Origin of the sequence: Pantoea phytobeneficialis, from assembly GCF_009728735.1 — a bacterium.
GTDB classification, from domain to species: domain Bacteria; phylum Pseudomonadota; class Gammaproteobacteria; order Enterobacterales; family Enterobacteriaceae; genus Pantoea; species Pantoea phytobeneficialis.
This window is the reverse complement of record NZ_CP024636.1, coordinates 2,010,604-2,037,196: the sequence shown is the minus strand read 5'-3', so window position 1 is coordinate 2,037,196 and position 26,593 is coordinate 2,010,604. Positions and strand designations below refer to the sequence as shown.

General features: G+C 55.2%; 25 protein-coding genes. 6 read left to right on the top strand and 19 right to left on the bottom strand.

Annotation, left to right across the window (positions count from 1 at the left end; genetic code table 11):
• Window positions 1–71 precede the first annotated feature (71 nt).
• Complete coding sequence (locus CTZ24_RS09505) at window positions 72–866, bottom strand: SDR family NAD(P)-dependent oxidoreductase (protein ID WP_036625300.1); 795 nt, start codon at window positions 864–866, stop codon at window positions 72–74.
• Window positions 867–1,025: 159 nt separating this feature from the next.
• Here CTZ24_RS09505 and CTZ24_RS09500 point away from each other — a divergent pair, with 159 nt between their 5' ends.
• The gene (locus CTZ24_RS09500) at window positions 1,026–1,889 is read left to right on the top strand and encodes an NAD(P)-dependent oxidoreductase (protein WP_208725396.1); all 864 of its coding nucleotides are present in this window, start codon (window positions 1,026–1,028) and stop codon (window positions 1,887–1,889) included.
• Here CTZ24_RS09500 and CTZ24_RS09495 read toward each other — a convergent pair.
• From CTZ24_RS09495 to CTZ24_RS09465, 7 genes are all read right to left on the bottom strand, one after another.
• Entirely contained in the window at window positions 1,856–2,434 is a 579-nt protein-coding gene (locus CTZ24_RS09495) for a P-loop nucleotide/nucleoside kinase family protein (protein WP_208725395.1), read from the bottom strand. The two genes, CTZ24_RS09500 and CTZ24_RS09495, sit on opposite strands and share 34 nt — an antisense overlap.
• Complete coding sequence (locus CTZ24_RS09490; protein ID WP_021183365.1) at window positions 2,431–2,868, bottom strand: PTS sugar transporter subunit IIA; 438 nt, start codon at window positions 2,866–2,868, stop codon at window positions 2,431–2,433. The genes CTZ24_RS09495 and CTZ24_RS09490 overlap by 4 nt, the downstream gene beginning before the upstream one ends.
• Window positions 2,869–2,877: 9 nt before the next feature.
• The gene (locus CTZ24_RS09485; RefSeq protein ID WP_021183366.1) at window positions 2,878–3,147 is read right to left on the bottom strand and encodes a hypothetical protein; all 270 of its coding nucleotides are present in this window, start codon (window positions 3,145–3,147) and stop codon (window positions 2,878–2,880) included.
• 62 nt (window positions 3,148–3,209) lie between these two features.
• Window positions 3,210–4,052, bottom strand: coding sequence for a class II fructose-bisphosphate aldolase (locus CTZ24_RS09480; protein WP_208725394.1), 843 nt, complete (start codon window positions 4,050–4,052; stop codon window positions 3,210–3,212).
• A complete protein-coding gene (locus CTZ24_RS09475; RefSeq protein ID WP_208725393.1) occupies window positions 4,039–5,406 on the bottom strand; it encodes a PTS sugar transporter subunit IIC in 1,368 nt (455 codons plus the stop codon). The genes CTZ24_RS09480 and CTZ24_RS09475 overlap by 14 nt, the downstream gene beginning before the upstream one ends.
• Complete coding sequence (locus tag CTZ24_RS09470; RefSeq protein WP_013508968.1) at window positions 5,399–5,713, bottom strand: PTS sugar transporter subunit IIB; 315 nt, start codon at window positions 5,711–5,713, stop codon at window positions 5,399–5,401. The genes CTZ24_RS09475 and CTZ24_RS09470 overlap by 8 nt, the downstream gene beginning before the upstream one ends.
• 10 nt (window positions 5,714–5,723) lie before the next feature.
• A complete protein-coding gene (locus CTZ24_RS09465; protein WP_021183369.1) occupies window positions 5,724–6,704 on the bottom strand; it encodes a 6-phosphofructokinase in 981 nt (326 codons plus the stop codon).
• A gap of 435 nt (window positions 6,705–7,139) precedes the next feature.
• Here CTZ24_RS09465 and dld point away from each other — a divergent pair, with 435 nt between their 5' ends.
• Together dld and CTZ24_RS09455 are read left to right on the top strand one after the other, a co-directional pair.
• On the top strand, window positions 7,140–8,837 hold the full coding sequence (gene dld / locus CTZ24_RS09460) for a D-lactate dehydrogenase (protein ID WP_021183370.1): 1,698 nt from the start codon (window positions 7,140–7,142) through the stop codon (window positions 8,835–8,837).
• A gap of 191 nt (window positions 8,838–9,028) precedes the next feature.
• Window positions 9,029–9,868 carry a hypothetical protein gene (locus CTZ24_RS09455; RefSeq protein ID WP_208725392.1) on the top strand — a complete coding sequence of 280 codons (840 nt, stop codon included), beginning with the start codon at window positions 9,029–9,031 and terminating at the stop codon, window positions 9,866–9,868.
• Window positions 9,869–9,908: 40 nt separating this feature from the next.
• On the opposite strand, the gene CTZ24_RS09450 is transcribed toward CTZ24_RS09455, so the two are convergent.
• From CTZ24_RS09450 to CTZ24_RS09415, 8 genes are all read right to left on the bottom strand, one after another.
• Window positions 9,909–10,493 carry a YceI family protein gene (locus tag CTZ24_RS09450; protein WP_021183372.1) on the bottom strand — a complete coding sequence of 195 codons (585 nt, stop codon included), beginning with the start codon at window positions 10,491–10,493 and terminating at the stop codon, window positions 9,909–9,911.
• Window positions 10,494–10,615: 122 nt separating this feature from the next.
• Entirely contained in the window at window positions 10,616–12,934 is a 2,319-nt protein-coding gene (gene pqqF, locus CTZ24_RS09445) for a pyrroloquinoline quinone biosynthesis protein PqqF (protein ID WP_208725391.1), read from the bottom strand.
• On the bottom strand, window positions 12,934–14,076 hold the full coding sequence (gene pqqE, locus CTZ24_RS09440) for a pyrroloquinoline quinone biosynthesis protein PqqE (protein ID WP_021183375.1): 1,143 nt from the start codon (window positions 14,074–14,076) through the stop codon (window positions 12,934–12,936). Before pqqE ends, pqqF begins: the two co-directional genes overlap by 1 nt.
• Window positions 14,063–14,341, bottom strand: coding sequence for a pyrroloquinoline quinone biosynthesis peptide chaperone PqqD (gene pqqD / locus CTZ24_RS09435; protein ID WP_021183376.1), 279 nt, complete (start codon window positions 14,339–14,341; stop codon window positions 14,063–14,065). The genes pqqE and pqqD overlap by 14 nt, the downstream gene beginning before the upstream one ends.
• A gap of 4 nt (window positions 14,342–14,345) precedes the next feature.
• Window positions 14,346–15,101, bottom strand: a complete 756-nt coding sequence (gene pqqC, locus CTZ24_RS09430) for a pyrroloquinoline-quinone synthase PqqC (protein ID WP_021183377.1) — start codon at window positions 15,099–15,101, stop codon at window positions 14,346–14,348.
• On the bottom strand, window positions 15,098–16,024 hold the full coding sequence (pqqB, locus tag CTZ24_RS09425; protein ID WP_208725390.1) for a pyrroloquinoline quinone biosynthesis protein PqqB: 927 nt from the start codon (window positions 16,022–16,024) through the stop codon (window positions 15,098–15,100). Before pqqB ends, pqqC begins: the two co-directional genes overlap by 4 nt.
• 55 nt (window positions 16,025–16,079) lie before the next feature.
• Window positions 16,080–16,151: a pyrroloquinoline quinone precursor peptide PqqA gene (gene pqqA / locus CTZ24_RS09420; protein ID WP_010617686.1), complete on the bottom strand. Its 72-nt coding sequence runs from the start codon at window positions 16,149–16,151 to the stop codon at window positions 16,080–16,082.
• Between the two features lie 151 nt (window positions 16,152–16,302).
• Complete coding sequence (locus CTZ24_RS09415; protein WP_208725389.1) at window positions 16,303–17,328, bottom strand: dipeptidase; 1,026 nt, start codon at window positions 17,326–17,328, stop codon at window positions 16,303–16,305.
• Window positions 17,329–17,651: 323 nt separating this feature from the next.
• Between CTZ24_RS09415 and leuA the strand changes: the two genes are divergently transcribed.
• Window positions 17,652–19,337, top strand: coding sequence for a 2-isopropylmalate synthase (gene leuA, locus CTZ24_RS09410; RefSeq protein ID WP_208725388.1), 1,686 nt, complete (start codon window positions 17,652–17,654; stop codon window positions 19,335–19,337).
• Here the strand turns inward: leuA and CTZ24_RS09405 are convergent.
• The 3 genes from CTZ24_RS09405 to CTZ24_RS09395 form a co-directional block, all read right to left on the bottom strand.
• On the bottom strand, window positions 19,288–20,070 hold the full coding sequence (locus CTZ24_RS09405) for an AraC family transcriptional regulator (RefSeq protein ID WP_021186482.1): 783 nt from the start codon (window positions 20,068–20,070) through the stop codon (window positions 19,288–19,290). The genes leuA and CTZ24_RS09405 overlap by 50 nt on opposite strands.
• A 4-nt stretch (window positions 20,071–20,074) precedes the next feature.
• Window positions 20,075–20,938 (bottom strand): NAD(P)-dependent oxidoreductase, encoded by an 864-nt coding sequence (locus CTZ24_RS09400; RefSeq protein ID WP_021186483.1) that lies wholly within the window; start codon window positions 20,936–20,938, stop codon window positions 20,075–20,077.
• Between the two features lie 90 nt (window positions 20,939–21,028).
• Window positions 21,029–21,925 (bottom strand): LysR family transcriptional regulator, encoded by an 897-nt coding sequence (locus CTZ24_RS09395; RefSeq protein ID WP_208725387.1) that lies wholly within the window; start codon window positions 21,923–21,925, stop codon window positions 21,029–21,031.
• 122 nt (window positions 21,926–22,047) lie between these two features.
• Here CTZ24_RS09395 and CTZ24_RS09390 point away from each other — a divergent pair, with 122 nt between their 5' ends.
• Window positions 22,048–22,899: a Vmh family MBL fold metallo-hydrolase gene (locus tag CTZ24_RS09390; protein WP_208725386.1), complete on the top strand. Its 852-nt coding sequence runs from the start codon at window positions 22,048–22,050 to the stop codon at window positions 22,897–22,899.
• A gap of 1,264 nt (window positions 22,900–24,163) precedes the next feature.
• Entirely contained in the window at window positions 24,164–26,290 is a 2,127-nt protein-coding gene (gene pqqU, locus CTZ24_RS09385) for a TonB-dependent receptor PqqU (protein ID WP_208725385.1), read from the top strand.
• Window positions 26,291–26,593: the final 303 nt, after the last annotated feature.

The following is a 26,593-nucleotide window of genomic DNA, read 5'->3' as shown; positions in this document are numbered from 1 at the left end:
AAATCGCGTACAGATTTGCGCGATAAATCGCGCCGCTACGGACCGCACATAATCGCGCTTTTTCTGCCTGGTTAAACAATATCATCCACCACGCCGCCATCGACGCGCAGCGCAGCACCGGAGGTGGCCGACGCCTGAGTGGAGCAGACGTACACCACCATATTCGCCACTTCATCGACGGTAGCGGCCCGCTGGATCACCGAACTCGGGCGCTGGCTCATAACAAACTCTTTCCCCAGCGTCTCCAGCGATTTACCGGTGCGTTTCACTTCGTCGGCCATCATGGTGGCAAAACCATCCGAAATTGTTGGGCCGGGTAACACGCTATTCACCGTGACGCCGGAACCGGCTACCACTTTCGCCAGACCGCGTGCCAGAGAAAGCTGCGCGGTTTTACTCACGCCGTAATGCACCATATCGACCGGGATATTGCGCGCAGACTCGGAAGAGATAAACACCACGCGGCCCCAACCTTTCTTCACCATATCCGGCAGTAAGGCGCGTGATAGCCGCACGCCGGACATCACGTTAGTCTGCCAGTAGGCTTCCCAGGTCTCATCGTCGGTGGCAAAGAAATCTTTCGGACCAAAGATCCCGGCGTTATTCACCAGAATGTCGATGGCAGGCAATCCCTTCAGCAGCGTCTCAACGCCCTGTGCGCTGCTGAGATCGGCGATATGAGTATGGATTTTCGCCCCCACCACCGCAGCATTGAGTTTGTCTCGCGCCCGACTGACCGACGCCTCACTGCGCCCGTTCAACACTACTTCGGCCCCGCTCTCGGCCAGCCCCTGCGCAATGGCGAAACCAATGCCGCCGGTGGACGCGGTGATTAACGCTGTTTTGCCGTGTAGATCGATTTTCATCACATTCTCCATATTGGTTACGATACCTGCACACGATCGAAAAGCCTGGTAGATACTGCACGCACCGCATTAACGAAACATGCTTTGTAACCAAAGAGTTTGCCAATTGCGGACAAAACGCAGCCACACTCAATGCTTTCACTCCCGTGGGACCACATCATGAAAACCCTTGCCTTTGCCGCACCGGGTGCGATGGGCGCGGCAGTTGCGGCGGTGCTGAGCCAGCACGGCGCGCGCGTCATCAGCCCGTTAAGCCAACGCTCTGCCGACTCACAACAACGCGCGCACGCCGCGCACATTATCGATGCCCCTGAAGCTGCGCTGTGTGACGCCGACATTATTTTTTCTATTGTGCCGCCCGAATTCGCCCTGAGTTGGGCGCAGCAGATGGCTCCGCATTTACAGGCGGCGGCGCGCAAACCGCTGTACGTCGATTGCAACGCCATCAGCCCGGAAACGCTGCAACAGGTGGCAGCGGTGATTGAAGCCACCGGCACACCTTTTGTCGATGGCGCGATTATCGGGCTGCCGCCGGGCGAGCAGAATCCTGACGGGCCACGCTTTTGGTTTTCCGGCCCCCACGCCAGCCAGTTAGCGGAGTTGAGCGACCTGGGCCTGCGCGTGCGCATTATGTCGGCGGAAAACGGCGCGGCATCCGCGCTAAAAATGTCCTACGCCGGGATCAATAAAGGCATCACCTTGTTGGTGTCAGCGATGCTGATTAACGCCAGTCGGGTTGGCGCGGCGGAGGCGTTGCATGAGGAGATGACGGAGAGCCAGCCGCAGATCCTGAAAAGAATGAAAAAAGCCGCCCCGGATATGCTGCCAAAAGCCTGGCGCTGGGCGGCGGAGATGGATGAAATCGCGACGCTGAATCAGGGCGAGCTGGCAACCGATCGCCTGTATCAGGCGCTGGGCGAGGTGTGCCGCCAGCTGGCAGCCGACCGCAGAGGCGATCAACGACTCAGCGACCTGCTGGCGGCCTTCTTTCAACCCGATGCCGAAAGCGCCCGCGCTGACTGACGCTGAAGTTGCCGCTGCAACCACGCTTGTGCAGCGGCCACGTCCGGCGCGCGGGCATCCAGTTGCAACACCGGACCGAGCGCCATCGGCTGCGCCCGCTCCGCCAGTTGCCGCAGTTCGGGCAGATACTCAGCCCCCGGATGCCCCGGCATACGCTGTTCCAGCCGTGCCTGATAGCGCGCCACCACTTCATCCGGGGTGATCGCCATCCATAGTTCCAGCACCCGCGTCACGCCTGCGTGTTGCAATCCCTCCTCCAGTACCGCTTTGGGTTGAAAACCAAACCAGGCATCAATCAGGTAAACGCAACTGGCCGGTGCCTGGCCGACGATCTTCCATATCGCCTGATAGGCGGCACAGCCGAGCTGACGATTGCGCAGGCGATCCACCGGCGCAAAGCTGGCCATAAACGGCTCTTTCAGGCTATCCAGCGTCAAAACCGGCAGGCCAAATTGCTGCGCCAGCGCGCGCGCCAGTGTGCTTTTACCCGAGGCGGGAATGCCGTTGACCAGCACCACGCATTTTTCTTCAGTGGGGGTTGTCATAGGATGTCCATTACCTCCGCCACACTGCTGGCTTTGCGCAGTCGCACCAGCGTCTCCTCATCCTCCAGCATCGTGACAATCGCGCGGATGCCCTCCTCGATATGCGCATTGCTGTCACGCGCGCCAAACATGATGACGATATCCGCCTTGTCGCTGCCGTCGAACGACACCGGTTCCTCCAGCACAATCAGGCTGAAGCAATCCTTCAGTACTCCGGTTTCCGGTCGGGCATGAGGGATGGCAATCCCCTCTTCAAACACGTAATACGCACCGTGCGTCAGGGTGTTGGCAATCACCGCTTCGGGATAGGAGGCGTTGACATAGCCGCCCTGCACCAGTGGCCGGGCGGCAAGGCTGATCACTTCCCGCCAGTCACGGCTGGTAATCCCCACCTGAATCGCATTCGCTTCCTGCAACAGTTGTTTGATGCTCATACCGCCTCCTTAAATCGATTTGCGGATGGTATTACGCAGCTCATCGATTTTGACGAACAGCGGATCAATCTCCTGACGAAAACGGCGGCTTTTGGCAAATAAACTTAATGCGCGATTATATTCCAGCATTAATTGTTTTTGCGTGTCCCCCGCCCGTGGATTATTTGCCAGCTGCTGCTCCAGCGCGTTTATTTTCTCGCTGATACTTTCAGCCTGACGATCTATTTCCTGCTGATCCTGCCCGTTATTTTCCGGGACCTTTTTCCTGAATCCGAACATAGCGTCTCCTGCCCCGAATGGCGCCAGGGCACCTCAGGTTAATACGTCATGAAAGATGCGGTTTAGCGGAATAACTGAATTTTTTCGACTAACACATCGGTAACGGCATCATTCGCCGGTACCAGGAAATTGCGCACGCTGTCGTTTACTTTGCCCTTTTCGAACGTCTGTTTACAGCGCGCCACCCATTGCACGTTCATTTCTGTGCCGACGTTCACTTTTTCGATACCGCTGCGCACTGCCAGACGCATATCTTCATCGCTGACGCCAGTGCCGCCGTGCAGTACCAATGGCGTGTGCGTTGCTTGGGTAATATCCGCCAGCCGCTGATGCTGGATATGTGCTTTGCCGGTGTATAACCCATGTACCGTACCAATCGAGATCGCCAGCATATCGACACCGGTTTCATCCACGAAACGTTTCGCATCGTCCACGGTGGTGAAGGAAGTTTCGTTCATTTCCACCGACTTACCATCTTCTGAACCGCCGATCGCCCCCAGTTCCGCTTCAACCGAAACATGCAGCGGGCGTGCCATATCAATGACTTTCCGCGTGTTGGAGATGTTCTCTTCTATCGGCAGATGTGAACCGTCATACATCACCGAACTGAAACCGGCATCCAACGCCGTTTGAATGGCATCCAGGTCGGAGCAATGGTCCAGATGCAAACAGGTCGGTACATTGCGGCTTTCCGCCAGCGAACGAATCGCATCGACCAACAATTTATGACCGAGATATTTCGCCGTACCGGTAGAGATCTGAATCATTAAAGGACTATTGGTTTTTTCCGCCGCTTTAAAATAAGCCGGTAACATCTCCAGACAGTGTAAATTAAAGGAACCGAGCGCTTTAAATTCACGTTGTTTGGCCACCTGTAACAGATCGGTAAAGTTATAAAGTTTCATGAATATTTTCCTCGTGAGGCTTAGGGGATTTTCCGTTAACAAACCAGGCGATCAGGGTAATGAAGACAATAAACAGGGCGACGAACAGCCAGTTATTCTGGAAGGCATGGCCGAGTACCAGGCCAGTGCTGATAACGTCTGAATCACTGAAGGTCACGCCGGTGAAACCGTAGCTTTCCAGCATCGGTACCAAAATGGCCGGCAGCAGCGTAATGAACAGACCGTGGACAAAGCCGCCGATCATCGCGCCGCGACGACCACCAAGCGCGTTACCAAACACCCCAGCGGTGCCTCCGGCAAAGAAGTTGGTCAGCAGGCCCGGTAAAATCATCGCCAGACCGAACATCGGGAACACCAGCATGCCAACGACCGACCCAAGGGTGGTGGCGAGGAAGCCCACGATCACCGCATTCGGTGCATAGGGGAACATCACCGGGCAGTCGAGTGCCGGTTTAGCATCCGGTACGATGCGCATCGCGATACCCCGGAAGGCAGGTACCAACTCATTCAGCAGCAGACGCACGCCGCTATACAGCACAAACACCCCGCACACGAACTGAATCGATTGCATAAAGGCGTACATCAGGTAGTTCATACCGCTGCTGTACTGAGCGATAAACGCCGGGCCTGCCGCCAGCGCCGGGATCAGGTACATCGGCACCATCACCACCGCCATCGACAGATAGGTGTCTTGCAGGAATTTGAAGTTATCCGGCAGCTTCAGGTCTTCAGTGGAGCGCGAGCCTTTGCCGACCACCTTCGCCACTGCCGCCGTCACCAGGTAGCCAATGGTGCAGAAGTGGCCGAGCGCAACATCATCCGAGTCGGTGATGCGACGAACTACCGGTTGTGCCAGTGCCGGCATCACCACCGCCATCACACCACCAAAAATGCCGCCGGTAAGGATCAGAGGTAAGCCTGTCAGCCCCGCTTTGTAGCCGATCACCGCACCGATAGTCGCCATCCACAGCAGCGCCTGTCCGGTGAGGAAGATGTATTTGAACGGTGTCAGACGGGCAATGATGATGTTGACAATAAAGATCACCAACAGTGTCAACGCCACCTCTGAACCCAGCTCGCGGTTCGCTAACCCGGCGATGGCAGCAACATCGGTGATATAACCCTGCATGCCAAAGCCGTGGGTAAAGATGGTATTCAGGAAGGTCAGCGTACCGACAATGATGTTGATACCCGCCATCATAATTAAGAAACCGAGCAGGGTTTTAAAGGTGCCTTCCACCACCTTGCCTGCGGATTTTTTTTGCAGCAGCAGACCCACCAGGGCAATAAAGGCGATCAGAATCGATGCCTGCCCTAACAGATCTTTGACCAGGAAGTTAATAACACTATTCATGGCTGGCAACCTTCATGTTGTGTTCTTTCATAAACGCCACGATCTTTTGCTCAATTTCCGCCTTATCGGTCAGCTTGTTGAGAATAATCACGCGTTTCATTTGTTCCGGACTGGCATCGGCATTTAATACGTCGGCAAATGCCTTCTGCGTTAAAATCATGTCGGATTTAAACGCATTGGCTTCAGAAATGGTGGTGTGATCGATATCTGCATCAATTTCTAACTTTTTTAATACCGCTTTGGCGCTCATTTCGATGGCGAAACTGGACCCCAGACCACATCCGCACACACATAATATTTTCAGCATGGCTATCTCCTCACAGAATATGCAGTTGTTTAGCGAGTTTGTAATGATGCCCTTCGGTGTCAACCAGGCGTTTTTTCATGCTTATTAAATCAATGGGTATCGGTTTATTGCTGCCATTAATAATGACGGCTTTATTGCGCATTCCCGACTGAATACAACGCGCCACTTCGCTGGCCATAATGGTGCCCTGATAAATTTCTTCACAGGTGGGTTCGCCATTACGCAGGCCGTAACCGATGATGGTTTTACGGATACGCACACCAATCAAAGGTTCAAGTTGTTTAATTAAGGTATCGATCGCCCCCTGGAACCCCGGCGAATATTCGCGGGTATAGGCTTCAGAGCACAGAATAATCACGCTGTTTTGCTGCGCCAGACGTGCCGTGACCCGTTCCGCCAGCTCATGCGGCGGAATCTGGCACTCGGGGATCAAGGCAAAATCCGCATTGGATTTAATCGCTGATTGCAGGGTTAATTCGCCACAATAACCACCCAGCAACTCCACCATAAATACGCGCCCCGGCAATCCACGCCCGGTGTTACGTAATTTCGCCACTTCCTTCAGCACCTGTTCACAGGCGGTGGAAAAGCCAATAGTATAATCGCTGCCGAATACATCGTTATCGATGGTCATACCAACGCCAAAGCAATTGACACCAAATTCACTCAGGATATGGAGGAATTGCAGCGACCCATCGCCTCCGGCCATAATTAATACGTCAATGCGTAGCGATTTAAGTTGTTTCGCTATGGCTTCATATTCCGGTCGAATTAATTTTCTCGTTGGCCGTCCTGATTGCATCACCGGGATCGCCGCGATGGCATAATCCACAAGATCACGCTGCGATATTTCTTGATGTTTATTTTCCAGCAACCCTGGAATGCCGCCGTTAAATAACACCATATCCGCCTGGGTTAAGCGAGAAATCTGAAAGATAAAGTTATTTATGCCGGTAACATCACCACCGCTGATCACCATGCCAATTCTCATTATCCTGCTCCTTACGCTGCGCTTCTGACAGCCATTCTTCCGGTGAAGAGGATTTGTATTTGCAATGGAGATCACATTATTGCTACGAATTTATCCGTCGAGGTCATTGACAAAGATATTTACAGACCTAATTTTGTGATGTTAATCACATGGTAAATTTTTCCAAAGAGATGGAATTATTATAAAATTCATCACGTTATATATTTTTCACACCTCTGCCTGTCTGGCCCGATTTAACAATTTATTTGTCTTTTTGCTTTGCCTCTATTTTGTGATAACCCGCGCATTTTTATTGGTACGCCGCGGTTTTTCCGCGCGAGATAAAGGGATAATGCTTCAGTGCGTTATTTTAACTTTAGTGCCGATGAATGATTGACATAGCGCCGTATCCGCCTGTCCAATAACCCGGCAGACACATGACACAGAAGAGAAAACATGACATCCCCGCAGGAAATGTTGCGTCAACTGAGTGACGTGGTAGGTGAAAAACAGCTGTTAACCCATTCTGATGATAAGGCCTGGTACACCAAAGGATTTCGCGTTGGGCGCGGTGAGGCACTGGCCGTGGTGCTCCCCCAGACATTATTACAACTGTGGCAAACCCTTCAGGTATGCGTGGCGCACGACGCCATTATTCTGATGCAGGCATCAAACACCGGCGTAACCGGCGGCTCGACGCCGGACGGCAACGATTACGATCGTGAGGTGGTGATTGTCAGCACCCGCCAGTTACAGGGCGTGCAGGTCATTGATGAGGCGCGTCAGGTGATTGCCTTCCCCGGCACCACCCTGACGGAGCTGGAACAAACATTGCAACCGCTGGGGCGTGAGCCGCACTCGGTCATTGGTTCGTCCTGTATTGGTGCGTCGGTGGTCGGCGGCATCTGCAACAACTCCGGTGGCTCGCTGATTCGCCGTGGTCCGGCGTTTACCGAAAAATCGTTATTTGCCCGCATTCATGATGATGGTCGACTGGAGATGGTCAACCATCTCGGCATTGCGCTGGGTGACACGCCGGAAGCGATGCTGGAAAATCTCACCCGTCAGCAGTACCAAACCGGTGACCAACCCGACTGGCAGGGAAAGATCTGGGCGGATGACTACGCTGACCGTCTGCGCGACGTCAGCGCCGACAGCCCCGCGCGCTTTAATGGCGATCTGCGTTATCTGCATGACAGTTCGGGTAGCGCAGGTAAAGTGGTGGTGTTTGCGGTGCGTCTTCCTACCTTCGAAGCCAGTGCTGGCAGCGACACCTTCTATATCGGCACCAACGATGAGTTGGTGCTGGTGGAACTGCGCCGCTATCTGCTGACGCGGATGAGTGAATTGCCGGTGCAGGCGGAGTATATCCACCGTAACGCCTTTGACCTCACCGTGCGTTACGCCAAACATATGTATCTGGCAATTCGCAAACTCGGCCCGCAGGCGATACCGCGCCTGATGGCCGGCAAAGCCAGGTGGGATGTGCGCGTCAGCCACCTGAAATTTTTGCCACGCAATTTTGTTGATCGGGTGCTGCAATTCTTTAATCAGATCACTCCGCGCTTTGTCGCGCCACGCATCATGGATTATCGCAGCGCGTATGAACATCATCTGATGATTAAGGTGGAGTCAGCGCAAACCGCTGAATTGCAGGGGTTACTGGCAGATTTTTTTGCCAACCACAGCGGTGATTTCTTCCACTGCGATGCACGCGAAGCAGCAGATGCCTTCCTGGTGCGCTTTGGCGTGGGCGGCTGCACCATCTCCTACTGTGATGCGCTGGGCTACAACCCGAATGAGCGTCTGGTGGCGTTCGACGTGGCGTTGCGTCGTAATGATGATGCCTGGCGTTTAACGCTGCCAGATCACCTGGCAGCGCAGGTGCAGGTCGATTCCTGCTGCGGGCATTTCTTCTGCTACGTTAATCATCAGGATTATGTGCTGAAGGCGGGCGTGGATGCGAAGGCGTTTAAAGAGGCGGTGAAAGTCGTACTGGAGCAGCGTGGGGCGAAGTATCCGGCAGAACATAACGTCGGACATCTGTATCACGCATCCTGCGATCATGTGGCGCACTGGAAACAACTCGATCCGACCAACAGTTGCAATCCGGGGATTGGCAAAACCAGTAAGAAGAAATTCTGGGCGGAGTAACTCATGCCCGTGGCGGCGCAATATCCTGCGCCGCCACGCAAAAAGATTATGATTTAATTCTGATTAATTTCAGTAAGAAAACATCAAATCGGCACAGCAACCTGAAATTATTATAAATATAAATACATAGTGATGGAAATGCACCATAGTGGACAGTCAAGTATTGGTTATTGATTCCACCTGGGGGCTAAATGAACTTAATTACAGCAAATTTCACGTCAAGCACGCCTTACACGGAAAGCCATGATTACACTAAGGAAGAAACGGAAAAAATATATCCTCTTCTCTACCAGAATATATCTGATATTGCTAACTCGCCCAACAGCGCTGTCTCCGTTGCTCATTCCGTTGATGCCACAAATCCTCCTCTGATAGCAAATAACATACTTCCCCATTGGTCTTTTACGCCCGGACGTATGTGGTTCCCGAATAACTGGCTATTGCAGAGTTCCGACGCTTCGGTGATTCAACGTACTCAAGAAAAATTAATTTTCCAGCATAATAACGGCATACGAACACAACTGGATACAACAGACGAATTAAAGATTGACATGGGTAATAAGGATTATTTCTTTTATCATCCGGAGAGAAATTCAACCCTGAATGGTGTTCAGATACAACATAACGAAATGTGTGTAATCTGCACAACCAAAGGGGCTTCAGCTATCTATTCTCCCGACAGAGTCGCCGTGTTACGGGATTTCTTTTTTAGCTATGACATGTTTCTGCTGCTGCATGGGGATCTTAGTCAGAAAACGGTGACAGAAATAGCCAACAGACTGATTCCCGGTCAGATCGATGCCAGCAACCCGCTCTATACCATGATTATGGATTTGCGTGGCATCTGGCATGAGATCGACAAGAATGCTCCGGTCTATCAAGCACCTAAATCTATCAATGAGAAATCACATCCTGGTGAACTGCTTAAAATGGAAGGGGATAATAAAATCTTTATCCGGGGTCGCGACCAACAATGGCATCAACTCAAAGTTGAGCTACCTGAGCTTGCGCCGTTTGGATTTATGGCTTAATCCATAATGGCGCGATAAATCGCGCCATTATGGACCTTAATTACTTCGCGTACGCTTCGGTCGAAATGGTGAGCGTCACATCGTCGCTCACCGCCGGAACATATTTATCCAGCTTGAAGTCAGAACGCTTGATGGTGCCGGTGGCATCAAAACCAATCGCCTGCTTCTTCACCATCGGATGCTCACCCTGCTGGTTCAGAGTGGCGTGCAGAGTAATCGGTTTGGTGATGCCTTTCAGGGTCAGATTCCCTTCTACATCAAACTTATTATCGCCCTTCGCGACCACTTTGGTGCTGTGGAACACCGCTGACGGATATTTCGCGGTGTCGAAATACTCTTTGCCGAGAAACTCTTTGGTTAGCGCCGGGACATGGCTATCGATCTGGGTGATCGGCAGCGTGACGTCAACGCGTGACTGCTCCGGGTGGTCCTTATCAAACACCAGCGTACCTTTGCTGTTCGGGATGTCGGCGGTGGGATGGGAGAAACCGAAGTGGGTCCAGGTGACAATCACCGAGGTGTGTTCCGGGTTGAGATCGTAGTGCATGGCAGCCGCCTGTGACAGCGGAGCGTACAGGGTAGCGGCGGCCAGCAACGGCAGTGCGAAGCGAGTAACGTTTTTCACGGGTGTTCCTTTTTGCTCAGAATATGCCTTGAGTGTCGGGCATTATGCCGCGCAGGAACAGTGAAGAGTTTTGGCTGAATTTTTCAAAAAAATTCAGCAATATCAATACGAAACAGTTACTTTTAGGGACAATTCAGCGTCTGACTTAACGCCACCAGAACTCGCCAGTGACGACGACCGCGCAGCAAACGCTGATGGAGTTGTTGCAACTGTGTCAGGCAAAGAGCATCAATGGCGTCGGACGATAATTCCGCCAGTCCCTGTTGCTGCCGCAATGCCCTTAACGCCGCCGTCGCGTTATCCACGCTGGAAAGCGGGTTGCGCAATGTTGGCTGCAAGGCCGCGAGATCGACCTCAGCAACATCGAGGGCACGCAGGAAGCGTTTGCAATGACCGAGAAGCGTAGGCCAGGGGATATCAGGTGATTGCAACGCCAGCAGGATGCCATCCACATCCGCCACCCGCTGGTAGCGCGCCGACACCACATAACCAATTTGCTGTTCGACCCGCAGGCGCTGGAAAAAGCGTGGTTCATAAATCAGCGCCAGCATGCGCAACGCGGCCAGCGAGGCATCATCGGCGGCGATCAATGGCATAAACAGCAGCAGCGCCTGGTCACGACCTGAGCACGGAATGGCGGTCACGCCTGCGGTTAATGATGGCTCAGCCGCCGCTGCGGCCAACGGCAGGTCACTCAGCACCCGCGCGATGTCCTCAGCCAACGCCATGTCGCTACCACTCCAGGCCGCCTGCCAGCCTGGTGCCGCTGATGTTGTCAGCAATTGGTGCGGCAACGCTGCTAACAGCTGACGAATCACGATGCCATCAGCAGCATTCACCGGTTGAGGTTCAACCCCAATATGCAGCGCCTGCACCGTTTGTTGCACCGCAGCCAACGCCGCGTCCCGCTCTTTCGGCAGATGCAGGGTCAGTTGCCAGCTCCCCTGCACCTGCTGCCAACTCCCACGCCCGCCGCTATGGCGTAACGCAGCGAGAATGGGACGCAGCAATTGCTGGCGCGCCCCGGCAAGCTCATCACTTAACGGCTGGTAAAATGCCGGACGCAACAGCAAGGTCTGCTGTGGCTGAACCGGCGTTACCCGCAGCATGGGGAAACTCTGGTCAGGCAACGCCCGCAGACTCGGCGGCTGTGCCAGTGGATAAAACCAACATGGCAGTCCCGAGGCCGACACCTTCGCCGGTGCTGACCAGTCGGCAAGCGCGAGGTCGAATCCCTGGGTGTGGCGGGTTATCGCGTCAACCTGGACCTGGGTCAGCAATCGGCGTGGCTGGCATTGTTGCAGGAGCCGGAGCCAGTCACCAAAGTCGGCAGCAGTGCCCGGCGCAAAGCCAGTAGCACGGCCACGCAGTTGCTCCAGCGGTGTCAGTTGCCGGAAGTCTTCCTGCGCCAGCCGCTGATAATGGTGACGTTGTGGGGTTCCGGTGTGCATCAGGTCGCTGAGGTGCTGCCGGAACTGCGCTTCGATGCACAGAGCCTGGCGCGTGCTAAGGGTGCGCGCCGTAAATTTCAGCGCCAGCCAGCTGTGTTGGCTATCACGCCATAACCATTGCAGGCTGATATTTTCACACAACCCGGCAGCCCGCAGTTGTGCCAGCAAACTGCCGGGGGCCTCATCGAGCCAGAACTGACGGCACAAGGTGACGTTGTCACGTAATGTATCGGCGCTGTCCGGCAAGATAAAAGTCAGCCAGAAGGCTTCTTCGCCCGCCAGTTGGATCTGCCGGTGCGAGATGCCGCCTGAAGGGGATGGCAACGCGATGACCGGTGCGGTGCCCGGCCTGAGTTGCTGACCATAGCGTTGCGCCAGTTGTTCCAGCTCCACCAGGGGTTGTGGGCCTTGCAGCCACAACGTCATGCTCTCCGCCACATAATGCTGCTGATGAAACGCGCGTAACGCCTGCTGCAAGTCTGTGACGTTGTCACCGAAAACCACCTGACTGCCGACACGAAAACGCCGTAACCGCGCAGGGGCATCAGGCATATCCAGCAACGCCGCCTCGCTCAATGTGGCCGCGTGGCGTTGCAGCAAACGATACTCCGCGTCAATGACGGCACTTTCCTGGCGGATGGCCTCCTCAGTCAGACGCGGAGCCGCGAGCATATCCAGCAGACGCGCGACGCCTGCCTCCAACGCCCTGGCCGGAACCTGAAAGAAAAATGCGCTGTCGCTGAGTTGGGTAGTCGCGTTGACCTGGCCGCCCTGTTGCTGCACCCACGGCATCAGGCGCTGGTCATCAGCGATGCCTGTGCTACCGCAAAACACCAGATGTTCCAGCAAATGCGCCAGCCCTGGCCAGCGATCCGGCTCATGCAGGCTGCCCGCTGTCACCTGCACCAACGCGGCAGCATCGTGCGCATCAGGTTGCTGGTGGAGGTGACAGCGCAGGCCGTTCGCCAGTGTCAGGCTGCGCGTGGTCATCAGAGAATGCGCTGCTTGTAGATCAGCTGCGAGTTGGCGCGATTACGGAATTGCAGTTGTGCGATTTTGATATCGCTACAGCTGGCTTCACGCCGGGCTTCGAGGATTTTATCGTGGTGTGGCGATTTGCTGCATACCGGGTCGGTGTTGTCAGCATTGCCGGTCAGCATATAGGCCTGGCAACGACAGCCGCCGAAGTCCTTCTCTTTTTCGTCACAGGAACGGCACGGCTCCGGCATCCAGTCATAACCCCGGTAACGGTTAAAACCGAATGAGTTATACCAGATGTCGTCCAGACTCTGCTCCAGCACCGACGGGAACTCAACCGGTAACTGGCGGGCGCTGTGGCACGGCAATGCCGTACCTTCCGGCGTGACGCTGAGGAAGATCGATCCCCAGCCGCCCATGCAGGGCTTCGGACGTTCTTCGTAATAATCCGGCGTGACGAACAACAGGTTGGTCAGGTTGCCGCTGGCTTCCATGCGCTGGCGATACTCGGCCACCACGGCTTCGGCACGGGCGATTTGCTCGCGCGTCGGTAACAATCCCTGACGATTGATATGCGCCCAGCCGTAAAACTGGCAGGTTGCCAGTTCGACATCATCGGCTTCCAGCTCGATACACAGGTCGATAATTTTGTCGATCTGGTCGATGTTATGGCGATGCAACACGAAGTTCAGCACCATCGGATAACCGTGTGCTTTCACCGCTTTCGCCATCTCCAGTTTCTGCTGGAAGGCTTTCTTCGATCCGGCCAGCGCAGCGTTCAGCGTTTCGTCACTCGCCTGAAAGCTGATCTGAATATGGTCCAGTCCGGCATCGGCAAACGCATCCAGTTTGTTTTGCGTCAGGCCAATGCCTGAAGTGATCAGGTTAGTGTAGAAACCGAGATCGCGCGCCGCCTTGATCAGTTCCGGTAAATCTTTACGCGTCAGCGGTTCACCGCCGGAAAAACCGAGCTGCACGCTACCCATCGCGCGTGCCTGACGGAACACCTCAATCCACTGTTCGGTGGTCAGCTCTTTTTCCTGCTGGGCAAAATCGAGCGGGTTCGAGCAGTACGGACACTGCAACGGGCAGCGGTAAGTCAGCTCGGCCAGCAGCCACAGCGGCGGCGTCACGCCGTTTTTATTCGGGTTCACGACACTGGATCCATTTCTGTTCAATAGCAGACTGCAAAAATGCTTTTACGTCTTCATCCACACCACCCGCATCCGGGAAGCGCGCATTCAGCGTCGCGATAATCGCGGCGACATCTTGTTTGCCGGTCACCAGTTCGAGGATGGCGGTCGCGGTTTCATTCAGCTTCGCCATGCCTTCCGGGTAGAGCACAACGTGGCTCTCCTGCGCCGGTTCCCATTGCAGGCGATAGCCACGGCGGAACGCGGGGATCAGGTTATCTTTCATCTGTTTATACCAGTCGGGTGGTGTGCCAGGCCGCCTTATCGGTGACCGTGTGATAAGGGGGACGTTCTAACGCGTAAGCCATGGTCATGGCATCGAGCATGGTCCACAGGATGTCGAGCTTGAATTGCAGGATTTCCAGCATACGGTTCTGCTGTTCCGCCGTGGTGAAGATCTCCAGCGCCAGCGCCAGCCCGTGCTCAACATCGCGGTTCGCCTGGCTCAGACGGCTGCGGAAGTAGAAATAACCTTCCTCTTTGATCCACGGATAGTGCTGCGGCCAGCTATCGAGACGCGACTGATGGATCTGCGGCGCGAACAATTCGGTCAGCGAGCTACAGGCCGCCTCCTGCCAGTTGGCGCGACGGGCAAAGTTCACGTAGGCGTCGACCGCAAAGCGCACGCCCGGCAGCACATGCTGCTCAGACAGCAGTTCTTCACGCGTCAGCCCTACCGCTTCACCCAGTTGCAACCAGGCTTCGATACCGCCCTCGTGTCCGTTGCTACCATCGTGATCGAGAATACGCTGTACCCATTTGCGGCGTGTTGCCGGATCCGGGCAGTTCGCCATGATCGCCGCATCTTTCAACGGGATGTTGGTCTGGTAGTAGAAACGGTTGGCAACCCAGCCCTTGATCTGCTCCGGTGTCGCCGCGCCATTGTGCATGGCGATGTGGTACGGGTGATGGATATGGTAGTAGGCACCTTTGGCGCGCAGTGCCTGTTCAAAGGCGGCTGGCGTCAGGGCTTCAGTAATGATCACGATGAAGACTCCTGCAAATGGATCGCCATCCCATCCCAGCTCACTTCAATGCCCTGCTGTGTCAGGTACTGACGCTGTGGCGATTGCTCGTTGAGGATCGGATTGGTGTTATTAATATGAATCAAAATTTTGCGTTTCGCCGGTAAGGACGCCAGCAACGCCATCAGACCTTGTTCTTCAGCCAGCGCTAAATGGCCCATCGCTTTGCCGGTATTTTTACCAACGCCGGTGGTCAGCAGCTCATCATCCTGCCAGACGGTACCGTCTATCAGCAGGCAATCGGCCTTTTGCAGCCACGGCATGATCACCGCATCCGGCTCACCCAAGCCTGGTGCATACAGCAAGGTTTGGCCATTGGCGCGGTTGGTAATAAACAGCGCCACGTTATGTCCGGGCAGTGGACGATCGCGGAACGGCGAGTACGGCGGCGCGTTGCTGAGAATCGGGATGGCGGTGAACTCAAGATTGCGACAAACATCGACACTGAAAGGCTCCAGCGGCGTCAACGCATGATGCTGCAAACCGCCATTCCAGTGTTGCAACATGGTGAAAATCGGGAAGCCGCTGGTCAGGTCAGCATGGACTTCCGGGGTGCACCAGACCTGATGCGGGCAGCCTTCGCGCAGGCTTAATAAGCCGGTGGTGTGGTCGATCTGGCTGTCGGTAAGAATGATGCTGCCAATCGCGGTACCGCGCAGCACGCCCTTTTTATTGAGTTCTGGCGTGTGGGCAATTTGCTGGCTGATATCAGGTGAGGCATTACACAGCACCCAATCTTCACCGTTATCGCTGACAATAATCGAGGATTGCGTCCGTGCCTGTGCCTGGATGGTGCCGTTACGCAAGCCGCTACAATTGGCGCAGTTACAGTTCCACTGCGGAAAACCACCGCCCGCCGCTGAACCGAGAACTTTAATAAACATGAGAAATGACCGGAGAAAGAAAACAAAATGCCCGCGCGATTGGCGGGCAGAAGTCTTAGCGGTTGGAGATGTACAGAGTCACTTCCAGGCCCAGACGCAGGTCAACAAATTCAGGTTTTTTCCACATAATATTCTTCCTCTAAAGTCTCTTTACGCAGAGCATTCTCTGCATGGAATGTTTGCACCGAGAAACGTGATCCCGATCGCAATACACATCGCGGGCTGATGTTGCGCCAATGTGACGAACAGATCAACCCTGTTTCGGTAAGGGAATTGTGTTATTCCCGCCAAATCTGTTTCAGCACCCGCTGCCAGTTACCCCAGGCAAGCTGCTCCAGTAACGGCTGATCATAGCCAATCTCGCGCAATAGCGTGAAGATCCTGGGTAGCCCGGACACATCTTTTAAGGCGTCCGGCGTGCTGATGCCGTCAAAATCGGAACCAAAGCCCACATGATCACTCCCCATTATCTCCATTAAGTGATCAATATGTTTACCAATTTCGATCAGCGGCGTATCACTGTCGCGTTTACCATCGGGGCGTAAGAAGGCGTTACCAAAATTCACACCCACGATACCGCCGCTGTCGCGGATAGCCCGTAATTGCGCATCGGTGAGGTTACGTGGCTGTGGGCAAAGGGCATGCGCGTTGGAATGGGTGGCGACCAGCGGCGCGGTGGATAAGCGCGCGGTATCCCAGAACGCCTTTTCGTTCATGTGTGAAACATCAATCAGCATACGATGCCGATTGGCGGCGACAATCAGCGCCTCCCCGGCGGAGGTTAAACCGGGGCCGCTGTCCGGGGAACCGGGAAAATTACCGGTGACGCCCGCGCCGAAACGATTGGGCAGATTCCAGAACGGTCCGATACTGCGTACCCCCGCCTGATAAAACGCTGTCAACGCGTCCCCCTCACCATCAAAACCATCCGCGCCCTCGATATGCGCCACCATCGCCAGCACACCCTCAGCCCGACAGGCCGCGATATCCGCCGTGTTCAGGCACAGGCGGGCGCGCCCCTGTGATTCGGCCACCAGAGTTTTCAGGATGGCGAGTTGCTGCCACAGAATCTCCAGTGGCGCCACGCGCTCCTGCGCACGCTGCGGGGCAACCTGCTCGATATAACGCTGCGGTGGCACAAATAACGCAAACAGGCCACCCGCAAAACCGCCCTGCTGCATCCGCGGGTAATCAAGGTGACCGTTTGCAATGCCGGAGAAAAACACCTCAGCGGGATTATCACGATGATGCAGCCACAGGTTCAGCAGCAGATCGTTATGACCATCAAATGTGGGAAGTGACATAAGCGAGGAAAAAGAAGAAAACATGCGGCTATGCTACGCGCACGCCTGCTGCTGAGCAATGCAACGCGAGAAGGACTTTTCTGCCGCAGCCGCCGGGAAGCCGATGATGGCGCATAATGTTGCGCGATAAATCGCGCCACTACCGTTGGGTAACGGGTTGTCGGATGGGATTTGTCGCGCGTTGATACGCCAGGTACACGGTTGGTAGCGGCGTGATTTATCACGCAGGATTTGTCAGTTTTGCGCGGGTGGTTGTCAGCAATGGGCGAGCCTGCACCACCGGGTTTCGGCAACACTGACCGCAGAACATAAGGAGAATCCCAATGCTTACCCAACCCGCTGAAAAATATCGCCCTTACCCGGTTATCAACTTACCCGAACGTCAGTGGCCATCACGCCAGCTGACTCAGGCACCGCGCTGGCTGTCGACCGATCTGCGTGACGGTAATCAGGCGTTAGCCACGCCGATGGACAGCGCGCGCAAGCTGGAATTCTGGCAACTGCTGCTGCGCTGCGGCTTTAAAGAGATCGAAGTGGCGTTTCCGGCCGCCTCGCAAACCGACTTCGACTTTGTGCGCCTGCTGATTGAACAACGTCATATCCCTGACGATGTGGCCATTCAGGTGTTGACCCAGGCGCGTGCCGATTTGATTGATCGCACCTTTGAAGCGCTGCGTGGGGCGCCCCGCGCCATCATCCATCTGTACAACGCTACCGCCCCGCTGTTCCGTGAACGCGTGTTTCGCCAGAGCAAGGCCGAGATTATCGAGCTGGCCTGCGCGGCGGCTCGACAGATCCGCGCACGCTGCGCCAGCCAGGGCGATACTGCCTGGACCTTCCAGTACTCACCGGAAACGTTCTGCTTTACCGAACCGGAATTTGCGCTGGAGATTTGTGAAGCGGTGGCGGCAATCTGGCAACCCAATGCGCAAAGGCCGATGATCATTAACCTGCCTGCCACCGTGGAGGTGAACACCCCCAACGTGTATGCCGACCAGATTGAATATTTCTGCCGTCACTTTAGCCAGCGTTCACAGGTGAGCATCAGCGTCCATCCGCATAACGATCGCGGCACCGGTATCGCCTGTGCCGAGCTGGCGCTGCTGGCCGGAGCCGATCGTGTGGAGGGATGCCTGTTTGGCAATGGTGAGCGTACCGGTAACGTCGATTTGGTCACGCTGGCGCTGAACCTCTATACCCAGGGCGTCGCCCCGCAGCTCGATTTCAGTGATATTCAGCAGGTGCTGGAAGTGGTGACGCGCTGCAATCAGTTGCCGGTGCATCCACGTCATCCTTATGCCGGGGAGCTGGTGTTTACCGCGTTTTCCGGTTCGCATCAGGATGCGATTCGCAAAGGTTTTGCCGAGCGTGCACAGCGCGAGGAAATTTTCTGGCAGATGCCCTACCTGCCGCTCGATCCCGCCGATATCGGTTGCAGCTATGAGGCGGTGATTCGGGTGAACAGCCAATCTGGCAAAGGCGGTGCCGCCTGGCTGCTGGAACAGAATCACGGTCTGCAACTGCCGCGCGGTCTGCAACAGGATTTCAGCCGTATCGTGCAGCAACAGACCGATGCGCACGGTCAGGAGATGACCCATCACGCCCTGTGGCAATTGTTTTGTGAACACTACGGCTTGACCCACCCGGCGCGTCGCTTGCTGGAAGCAGAGAGCCACAGCGATGAATCCGGTGAAACGCGACTGAAAGCCCGTGTGCAGCAAGGCGCGCAGCAGATCAGTGTGGAGGGTAAAGGCAACGGTTTGCTGTCAGCGGCGGTGGCGGCACTGCGCCAGCGTTATGGCCTGACGCTGAGCATTGAGGATTATCACGAACATACGCTCGGCAAACGCAGCGACAGTCGTTCGGTCACCTATCTCAGCTGCCTCAACACGCGTGGCGAACGCGCCTGGGGGGTAGGTATCGATAATGACGTGGCGCGCGCCTCATTGCAGGCGTTGCTCAATGCCGCCCACGCTTTTCTGCCGCAGGAAAGTAGTTCGCTGGCGTAACACCCAGCAAACGGCGAAACATCGCGCTGAAGGCGCTCGGACTGTCGTAACCCAGATCGAGTGCCACCGCCAGCACCGAATCGCCCTGCGCCAGTCGTGTCAGGGCGACGCCAAGACGGGCGCGCCGCACCCAGTCGCTGAACTGTAAACCCGTTTCGCGACTGAAGTGGCGCGCCAGAGTGCGCTCCGCGACGCACAATTCCGCCGCCGCCCGCGCCAGCGTCCAGTTTTCACCGGGTTGCTGCTGGATCTGCTGGCACAGCGTTAACAAGCGTGCGCTCTCCGGCCACGGCAGGCCGAACGGCAGCACATCCATCACCCGAATTTCATCCAGAATTAACTCGTAGATGCGCTCGGCACGGCTGCCTGCTTGATAACTTTCGGGCAGATCGATGGCGCTGACAATCAGTTCACGCAGCAATGGCGAGATCTGCACCACCTGACAACTGGCGGGCAGGTCAGCACGCGCCAGCGGATCAACAAACACCGTGCGCGCCGCCACCTGACCGGTAATCTGCAACGCATGGCGCGTACCCGCAGGCAACCAGACGCCCCGGCTGGGCGGCACGATCCAACTGCCGTGCTGCGTCTCCACCTTCACCACGCCGCTCAGGGTATGAATCAATTGCGCGCAGTCGTGGTGATGCCACGGCTCCACCGCGCCGTGCGCATAATCATGGGCGTACGGCACCAGCGGACGGCTGGCAAAACTGAAGTTCAGCACCGCAGTCATCGGGTTAGCGCTTCAGGAACTGATAAACCGCCGCCAGATCCTGCTCGCCGTAACCCGCATCCACCGCTTGCTGCCAGACCTCGACGATATTTTCCAGCGCCGGCAATTTGGCTTCACCCGCCGCATCCAGCGCCAGACGGGCATCTTTCAGCGCCCAGATCAGGTGCATCTGCGGGGTGAAGTCCTGGCTGGCAATCATGCCGAGTTTCATTTTGGCGTAAGGCGCCGCCAGCGGGCCACCGTCCAGCACTTTCCACAGATCGTCGGTGGTGAAACCAAACTGCTCCGCCAGACGGGTACTCTCCGCCAGGCTCTGCATCAGACCAATCAACCAGCTGTTCACCACCAGCTTCATACGCGAACTGGCACCGGCCTCACCCAGCCATTGGGTGCCCTTGCCAATCGCCGCAAATACCTGTTCCGCTGCGGCGGCTTTGCTCTGGTCGCCGCTCGCCATCACCAGAATCTGCGCGTTTTCTGCCGGGGCCTTGGTGCCCGACACCGGGGCATCGATAAACACCACATCCGGGCGAGAGGCCGCCAGTTCCGCGATTAACGCATCTGTCGCTTCGACACCGATGGTGCCCATCTGGCACAGGGTAGCGCCCTGCTTCAATGCGCCCTGCGCGTCTTGTACCACCTGGCGAGTCGTCTCACCGTCAGACAGCATGGCGATCACCACATCTGCGCCGTCCACCGCCTGGATGGCACTGTCACCCAGCATCAGCCCGGCTGACAATAAATCTTCGCCACGGGCGCGGGTACGGTTCCAACCGCGTACCACAAAGCCTTTTTTCAGCAGGTTGGCAGCAAAAGCATGCCCCATTGCGCCCAGTCCTAACACCGCTACCACAGGTTGCTGACTCATCTTCTTTCCCTTCTCTGATTTGGCATAAACACGCTAGCCTGACAGGAATTGTGGTCCACAGCCAGGCCAGAGGTGCGATGAAAACATTTTTTAACTTGCCGCTGGCACATCCTCAGCCAGGCGCTGCTGCACCGCCGCCAGAAACAGGCGCAAGGCCGCAGGCTGGCGATCGCGTGACATATACAGACCATAGATACCCAGCGTTTTGGGCGTAAAGTCTGGCATCAAACGTTGTAACTGCCCGCTGTTGATCGCCGCGCGTGCCTCCATCTCCGGCACCATCGCCACACCACAACCGGCGCTGGCCGCATCGCACAACACCGAAGAGATGCCGGCACTGAAATTACCGCTGATGGTGGTGGTGATCACCTCACCGTTGCGGTCATTAAATTGCCAGCGTTGCCCGGCAAAACGGCTGTAGTGCAGGCAATTATGCTGTGTCAGGTCCTGCGGGGTTTGCGGGGTGCCGTACTGCTGCAAATACGCCGGTGATGCGCACACCACCGACACACATTCGCCGAGGCGACGCGCAATTGCGCCTGGTTCAGGATCGTTAGTGATGCGCACCGCCAGATCGATGCGCTCCCCGACCAGACTCACGGGCTGATTGTTAATCTCCAGTTCAATGCGCAGCGCCGGGTAGCGGGCCAAAAACGCCGGGATCATCGGCCCCAGAATATGGGTGGCAGTGGAGTGCGCACAGGCCACACGCAGGATGCCCTGCACGTCGCGTTGTGTGCCTTGATCGGCAATGTCCTCAGCGAGTCGCGCCAGTGCACGGCTTTTTTCGAGGATTTTTTCTCCGGCCGGGGTAATGGTCAGACGGCGCGAAGAACGATGCAGTAAACGCGCTCCGGCCCACTTCTCCATCTCATCCAGGTAGCGACTTACCATCGGCCGCGAAATATCCAGCGCCCGCGCCGCCGCACTCAGGCTCCCCAGTTCGCAGATACGATTAAATACCGTTGCCGCCGTCACTCTGTCCATATCCGCCCCATCTGATCGTTTTATGAAACTGACCATCTCTGATTGCGGGAATTCTAACAGACCCAGATTTCCCTACAATGAGGCTTTTAGTGACGGCAGGCTGCCGCTTAAAGGAATATGTGATGAAAATGAAGAAATTACCGTTATGTTTGCTGCTGACCGCAGGCCCGGTATTGGCCGCACCACTGCACCTTGAGGTCTACAACCCGCAGGAACAGGGGTTGTTCCCGGTGTCTTCAACCCTGGTGTCTGGCCCACATGAAGCAATATTGTTTGATGCGCAGTTCAGCCCGAAAGATGGCGAAAAACTGGTGGAGATGATTAAAGCCAGCGGCAAAAAGTTGACGCAGATTGTTATTACCTCGGGCGATCCTGACTTCTATTTTGGTCTGGAACCGATTGTTAAAGCCTTCCCACAGGTAAAAGTCGTGGCCTCGCCGCTGGTGGTGGAACATATCGACGCCACCAAACAGGCCAAGCTGCAATATTGGGGACCGAAAATGCCGGGTGGTGCCCCCACGCAATTAATTGTGCCACAGACAACTTATCAGACCGGTTTCAGCGTCGATGGCGAACGTATTGAATTACGTCACGCCGGGGATAAATCCGCTTATGTCTGGATTCCGGCAAACCGGGCGATTCTCGGCGGTACTGCGGTGGCGGCTGGCATTCACGTCTGGACGGCAGATACCCAAACCCCCGCCAGTCGCGAGCAGTGGCGGAGCGTACTGCGTGAAATACAGCAGTTAAAACCGAAAGTGGTGATTCCGGGTCATTATATTGGCCCCCGCCCGCGTGGCGACGAGGCGGTGACCTTCACGCTGAATTATCTGCAAAAATTTGAAGCCGCGCTGGCAGAGAAGAAAGGTTCGGTGGCAGTGATTGAGACGATGAAAGCCGCTTACCCCAATTTGCCGGACGAAAGCTCGCTGGCGTTGAGCGCGAAGGTGAATAGCGGCGAGATGAAGTGGTGATGAGGTTGGCTGCCTGCTCTGAGACATTGTCAGAAAGGCGGCCAACTTTGGCAGAACGCGCCGTATTTATGTCAGAAAAAACGCTGAAAAAAAGTATCAATCGGCTATTCTTGTTGCTGGAGTAAAAATGACCACTTGCTGTATACGTTAAGCAAGGTGAGAAATAACAGGAACTGAGAATCAATTAGCTAATGGAGGGCATTATGATAATTATTTCCGGTACAGGTATACTCAGTCAAAAAATTAAAAAAACCACTCACCTACTAAATTCTCACTGACAATAAACAACACAACCGACAAAACAATTTCCTCTAATTCCTGAATAATGGAAAACCATCTCAACGCTTCACATATTAATCCGGGTGATTCTTCAAAGAAGAAAGTGAGCTTCGATAAAAGTATAAATAAAATCTGGTACTACGATAAAACCATGCCTGTGGAGCACATGCATACGCAAACTGGATATCTTGCTTCCACCATCTCGTCGAGAGCTAACTCTGTTGCCAGAGAAACCTTGAAGACAGCCAATAAATCACCTTCTGCTGAATCTCAGTCATCGCTACGGAAATCATCCTTTTAAAGAAATCACGCACACTGATTTTCGTATCCCTATCGCGACACGTTCGTAATCTGAGATAAAATAGCCGCTCGGTTTAAAGCGGCTATTTATAAATGCCGGGCGAACCCCTTTCTTTTATTTCAACAGTACCCGCGTCGTGAGGTTAACCCAGTCTTAAAATGACCTCAGGATTGTCTTAGTTCCCATTGCAGAAAAAATACCGGGATATAATTATGATGCGGGGAGCCTCCCGTGCTTAATCAGGTTAAATAAATGGACGCTGACGTTGCTTTCTACGAAATATCTGACCCTGCGACCCTTTATCACGGCATCCTGACAGAAATACCCGGTAATGATGGATACCGTTCAATAATAATTAAAGATTTACGGATACGAATCGCTGAAGATAAGAAGAGAAAATTCAATTCCTTGCGTATACACGAGGCGGTTTTTCTCAACATAGCGGGAGAGCAGTTTAAATTTTATAAATCGATGTCCAACCAGATAGAACACGTCCTGACAACCTATCCATAGTACTCCCGCCCCCGCAGATGTGTTCACCGTCCCTGCTATTCCCCTGACGGTAACAGCCTTTTATTGGGCAAATAGCTTAAAATGTAATGCCAGCCTGGGTAAAAACTATTAACATATGTCTCATTATGTTCCAACCGGTTCATTTCCTTTCATTTATTACGGTCTTTCATAATGAAAATAGCTTTACTGCGCCAGGCGCTGTGGCTGGCGCTGCCTGCGGCGTTTCCGTTGCCACTGCTGGCCGCTGATGATGCCAGCAACACCTTGGTGGTCAGTGCCACTCCCGACAGTTCCGGTTTATCTGAACTCGATACGCCTGCGGCGGTCAGCGTCGTCTCCGGCGACGATATGCGTCACGCGGCCCCGCGCGTTAACCTGTCAGAAAATCTGATGGGCGTGCCGGGCATGCAAATTCAGAACCGTCAAAACTATGCTCAGGACCTGCAAATTTCGGTGCGCGGTTTTGGTTCGCGTTCCACCTATGGCCTGCGTGGCATCCGCATGTATGTCGACGGCATTCCCGCCACCATGCCAGACGGCCAGGGTCAGACCTCCAACGTTGATATCGGCTCGATTGACCATGTTGAAGTGCTGCGCGGTCCCTTCTCGGCGCTGTACGGTAACTCGTCCGGTGGGGTGATCAACGTAGACACCCAAACCGGGCAGCAGCCCACCACGCTGGAAGCCAGCACCTGGTACGGCAGCTATGGCAGTTGGCGCAACAGCGTCAAAGCCAGTGGCGCGACGGGCGATGGCACCCATGCCGGTGACGTCAACTACACCATTTCAGCCTCACGCTTTACCACCCACGGCTATCGCGATCACAGCTCAGCAGAAAAGAACCTCGGCAACGCCAAGCTCGGCGTACGCATTGATGATGTCAGCACCCTGACGCTGCTGTTCAACAGCGTGCATGTCGATGCACAGGATCCCGGCGGTTTAACCCAGGCGCAATGGGAGCAGAACCCGCGTCAGGTGGTCAGCAACGTCAGCCTGTACAATGCGCGTAAAACCGTCGATCAGACCCAGGGCGGCCTGCATTATCAGCGCCAGATGAGTGAAAACGACGACCTGAGCGTGATGATGTATGCCGGGGTACGCGAAACCACGCAGTATCAGTCGATTCCGGCAAGCTCGCAGACCAGCCCAGCCCATCCGGGCGGCGTAATCTCCCTGACCCGCCATTATCAGGGCATCGATACCCGCTGGACGCATCGCGATACGCTGTTCACCATCCCGGTAACGCTGACCGGCGGTCTTGATTATGAAACCATGACTGAACGCCGCAAAGGCTACGAGAACTTCACCACCAGTAACGGCGTCACCGATTACGGCGTGATGGGGGATATGCGTCGTAATGAACGCAATCTGATGTGGAACCTTGATCCTTACGTGCAAACCGCGTGGCAGCTAACCGATAAATGGTCGTTGGATGCCGGTGTGCGTTTCAGCACCGTCAATTTCGACTCCAACGATTTCTACATCACCTCCGGCAACGGCGACGACAGCGGCAACGCGCGTTACCACCGCTGGCTGCCTGCCGCGTCGTTGAAATACGCCATTGATGATAGCTGGAATGCTTATGTCTCTGCGGGGCGTGGTTTCGAAACCCCGACCATCAATGAGTTGTCCTACCGTTCTGACGGCCAGTCCGGCCTTAACCTCGGTCTGAAACCGGCCACCAGCGACACGATCGAACTGGGTAGCAAAAAACGCATTGGTTACGGCCTGCTCACTGCTGCCATTTTCCAGACCGATACGGATAACGAAATCGTTGCGGATAGCAGCAACAACGGGCGCACCAGCTACAAAAATGCCGGACAAACCCGTCGTCGTGGTCTTGAGCTGGGCCTTGATCAGCAATTTGGCGAAGACTGGCGTGTGAAGGCTGCCTGGACGCTGCTCGATGCACGCTACCGCAGCAACGCCTGTGGCACCGAGAGCTGTGACGGCAACCGCATTCCGGGGATCGCGCGCAGCATGGCGTATGCCGGTCTGTCTTATGCGCCGGATCTGGGCTGGTATGCCGGAGCCGATGTGCGTTATATGAGCGACATCGCCGCCGATGATGAAAACGATGTGAAAGCCCCGGCATACACCGTGGTGGGCCTGAACAGTGGTTATAAGTGGCTGATTAAAGAGAGCTGGACGCTGGATCTGTTTGGTCGCGTCGATAACCTGTTCGACCGCAACTACATCGGTTCGGTGATCGTTAACGAGAGTAATGGCCGCTATTACGAACCGGCGCCGGGTCGTAACTACAGCGTCGGCCTGACCGTGAGCTACGCGTTCCAGTAATTAAAAAAACAAAGCCCTGTCAGACATGATGTTTGGCAGGGCTTTTTTTATGCTTAGATATAGCCTCAATGCGGAGGATATGTGTATCTCCGCCCTCACGTTGATAGAAATTGAAAAAGGTATCCTTAAATTTGCGCGTAAAGATCCGACGCAGGCCCACCGTTTGCAGCGCTGGTATCAAGAACGGGTGCTGATTGAATTTGCCTGGAGGACGTTGGATATTGACAGCGCTGTCTGCCGCCTGTGCGCCCGGCGACGGATGCGTTAATTGCCGCTACGGCGATTCATCATGACATGGTTCTG

Bases quoted from the DNA above. Each gene is read 5' to 3' on its own strand.
- CTZ24_RS09475 (WP_208725393.1), bottom strand. From the start codon at position 5,406: ATGAATAGTGTTATTAACTTCCTGGTCAAAGATCTGTTAGGGCAGGCA.
- leuA (WP_208725388.1), top strand. From the start codon at position 17,652: ATGCTTACCCAACCCGCTGAAAAATATCGCCCTTACCCGGTTATCAAC.
- pqqB (WP_208725390.1), bottom strand. From the start codon at position 16,024: ATGTTTATTAAAGTTCTCGGTTCAGCGGCGGGCGGTGGTTTTCCGCAG.
- pqqU (WP_208725385.1), top strand. From the start codon at position 24,164: ATGAAAATAGCTTTACTGCGCCAGGCGCTGTGGCTGGCGCTGCCTGCG.
- CTZ24_RS09415 (WP_208725389.1), bottom strand. From the start codon at position 17,328: ATGTCACTTCCCACATTTGATGGTCATAACGATCTGCTGCTGAACCTG.
- CTZ24_RS09490 (WP_021183365.1), bottom strand. From the start codon at position 2,868: ATGAGCATCAAACAACTGTTGCAGGAAGCGAATGCGATTCAGGTGGGG.
- CTZ24_RS09500 (WP_208725396.1), top strand. From the start codon at position 1,026: ATGAAAACCCTTGCCTTTGCCGCACCGGGTGCGATGGGCGCGGCAGTT.
- CTZ24_RS09465 (WP_021183369.1), bottom strand. From the start codon at position 6,704: ATGAGAATTGGCATGGTGATCAGCGGTGGTGATGTTACCGGCATAAAT.
- CTZ24_RS09400 (WP_021186483.1), bottom strand. From the start codon at position 20,938: ATGAGTCAGCAACCTGTGGTAGCGGTGTTAGGACTGGGCGCAATGGGG.
- CTZ24_RS09495 (WP_208725395.1), bottom strand. From the start codon at position 2,434: ATGACAACCCCCACTGAAGAAAAATGCGTGGTGCTGGTCAACGGCATT.
- pqqF (WP_208725391.1), bottom strand. From the start codon at position 12,934: ATGACCACGCGCAGCCTGACACTGGCGAACGGCCTGCGCTGTCACCTC.
- CTZ24_RS09470 (WP_013508968.1), bottom strand. From the start codon at position 5,713: ATGCTGAAAATATTATGTGTGTGCGGATGTGGTCTGGGGTCCAGTTTC.
- CTZ24_RS09480 (WP_208725394.1), bottom strand. From the start codon at position 4,052: ATGAAACTTTATAACTTTACCGATCTGTTACAGGTGGCCAAACAACGT.
- CTZ24_RS09485 (WP_021183366.1), bottom strand. From the start codon at position 3,147: ATGTTCGGATTCAGGAAAAAGGTCCCGGAAAATAACGGGCAGGATCAG.
- CTZ24_RS09405 (WP_021186482.1), bottom strand. From the start codon at position 20,070: ATGACTGCGGTGCTGAACTTCAGTTTTGCCAGCCGTCCGCTGGTGCCG.
- CTZ24_RS09390 (WP_208725386.1), top strand. From the start codon at position 22,048: ATGAAAATGAAGAAATTACCGTTATGTTTGCTGCTGACCGCAGGCCCG.
- CTZ24_RS09455 (WP_208725392.1), top strand. From the start codon at position 9,029: ATGAACTTAATTACAGCAAATTTCACGTCAAGCACGCCTTACACGGAA.
- pqqD (WP_021183376.1), bottom strand. From the start codon at position 14,341: ATGAAAGATAACCTGATCCCCGCGTTCCGCCGTGGCTATCGCCTGCAA.
- CTZ24_RS09395 (WP_208725387.1), bottom strand. From the start codon at position 21,925: ATGGACAGAGTGACGGCGGCAACGGTATTTAATCGTATCTGCGAACTG.
- CTZ24_RS09505 (WP_036625300.1), bottom strand. From the start codon at position 866: ATGAAAATCGATCTACACGGCAAAACAGCGTTAATCACCGCGTCCACC.
- dld (WP_021183370.1), top strand. From the start codon at position 7,140: ATGACATCCCCGCAGGAAATGTTGCGTCAACTGAGTGACGTGGTAGGT.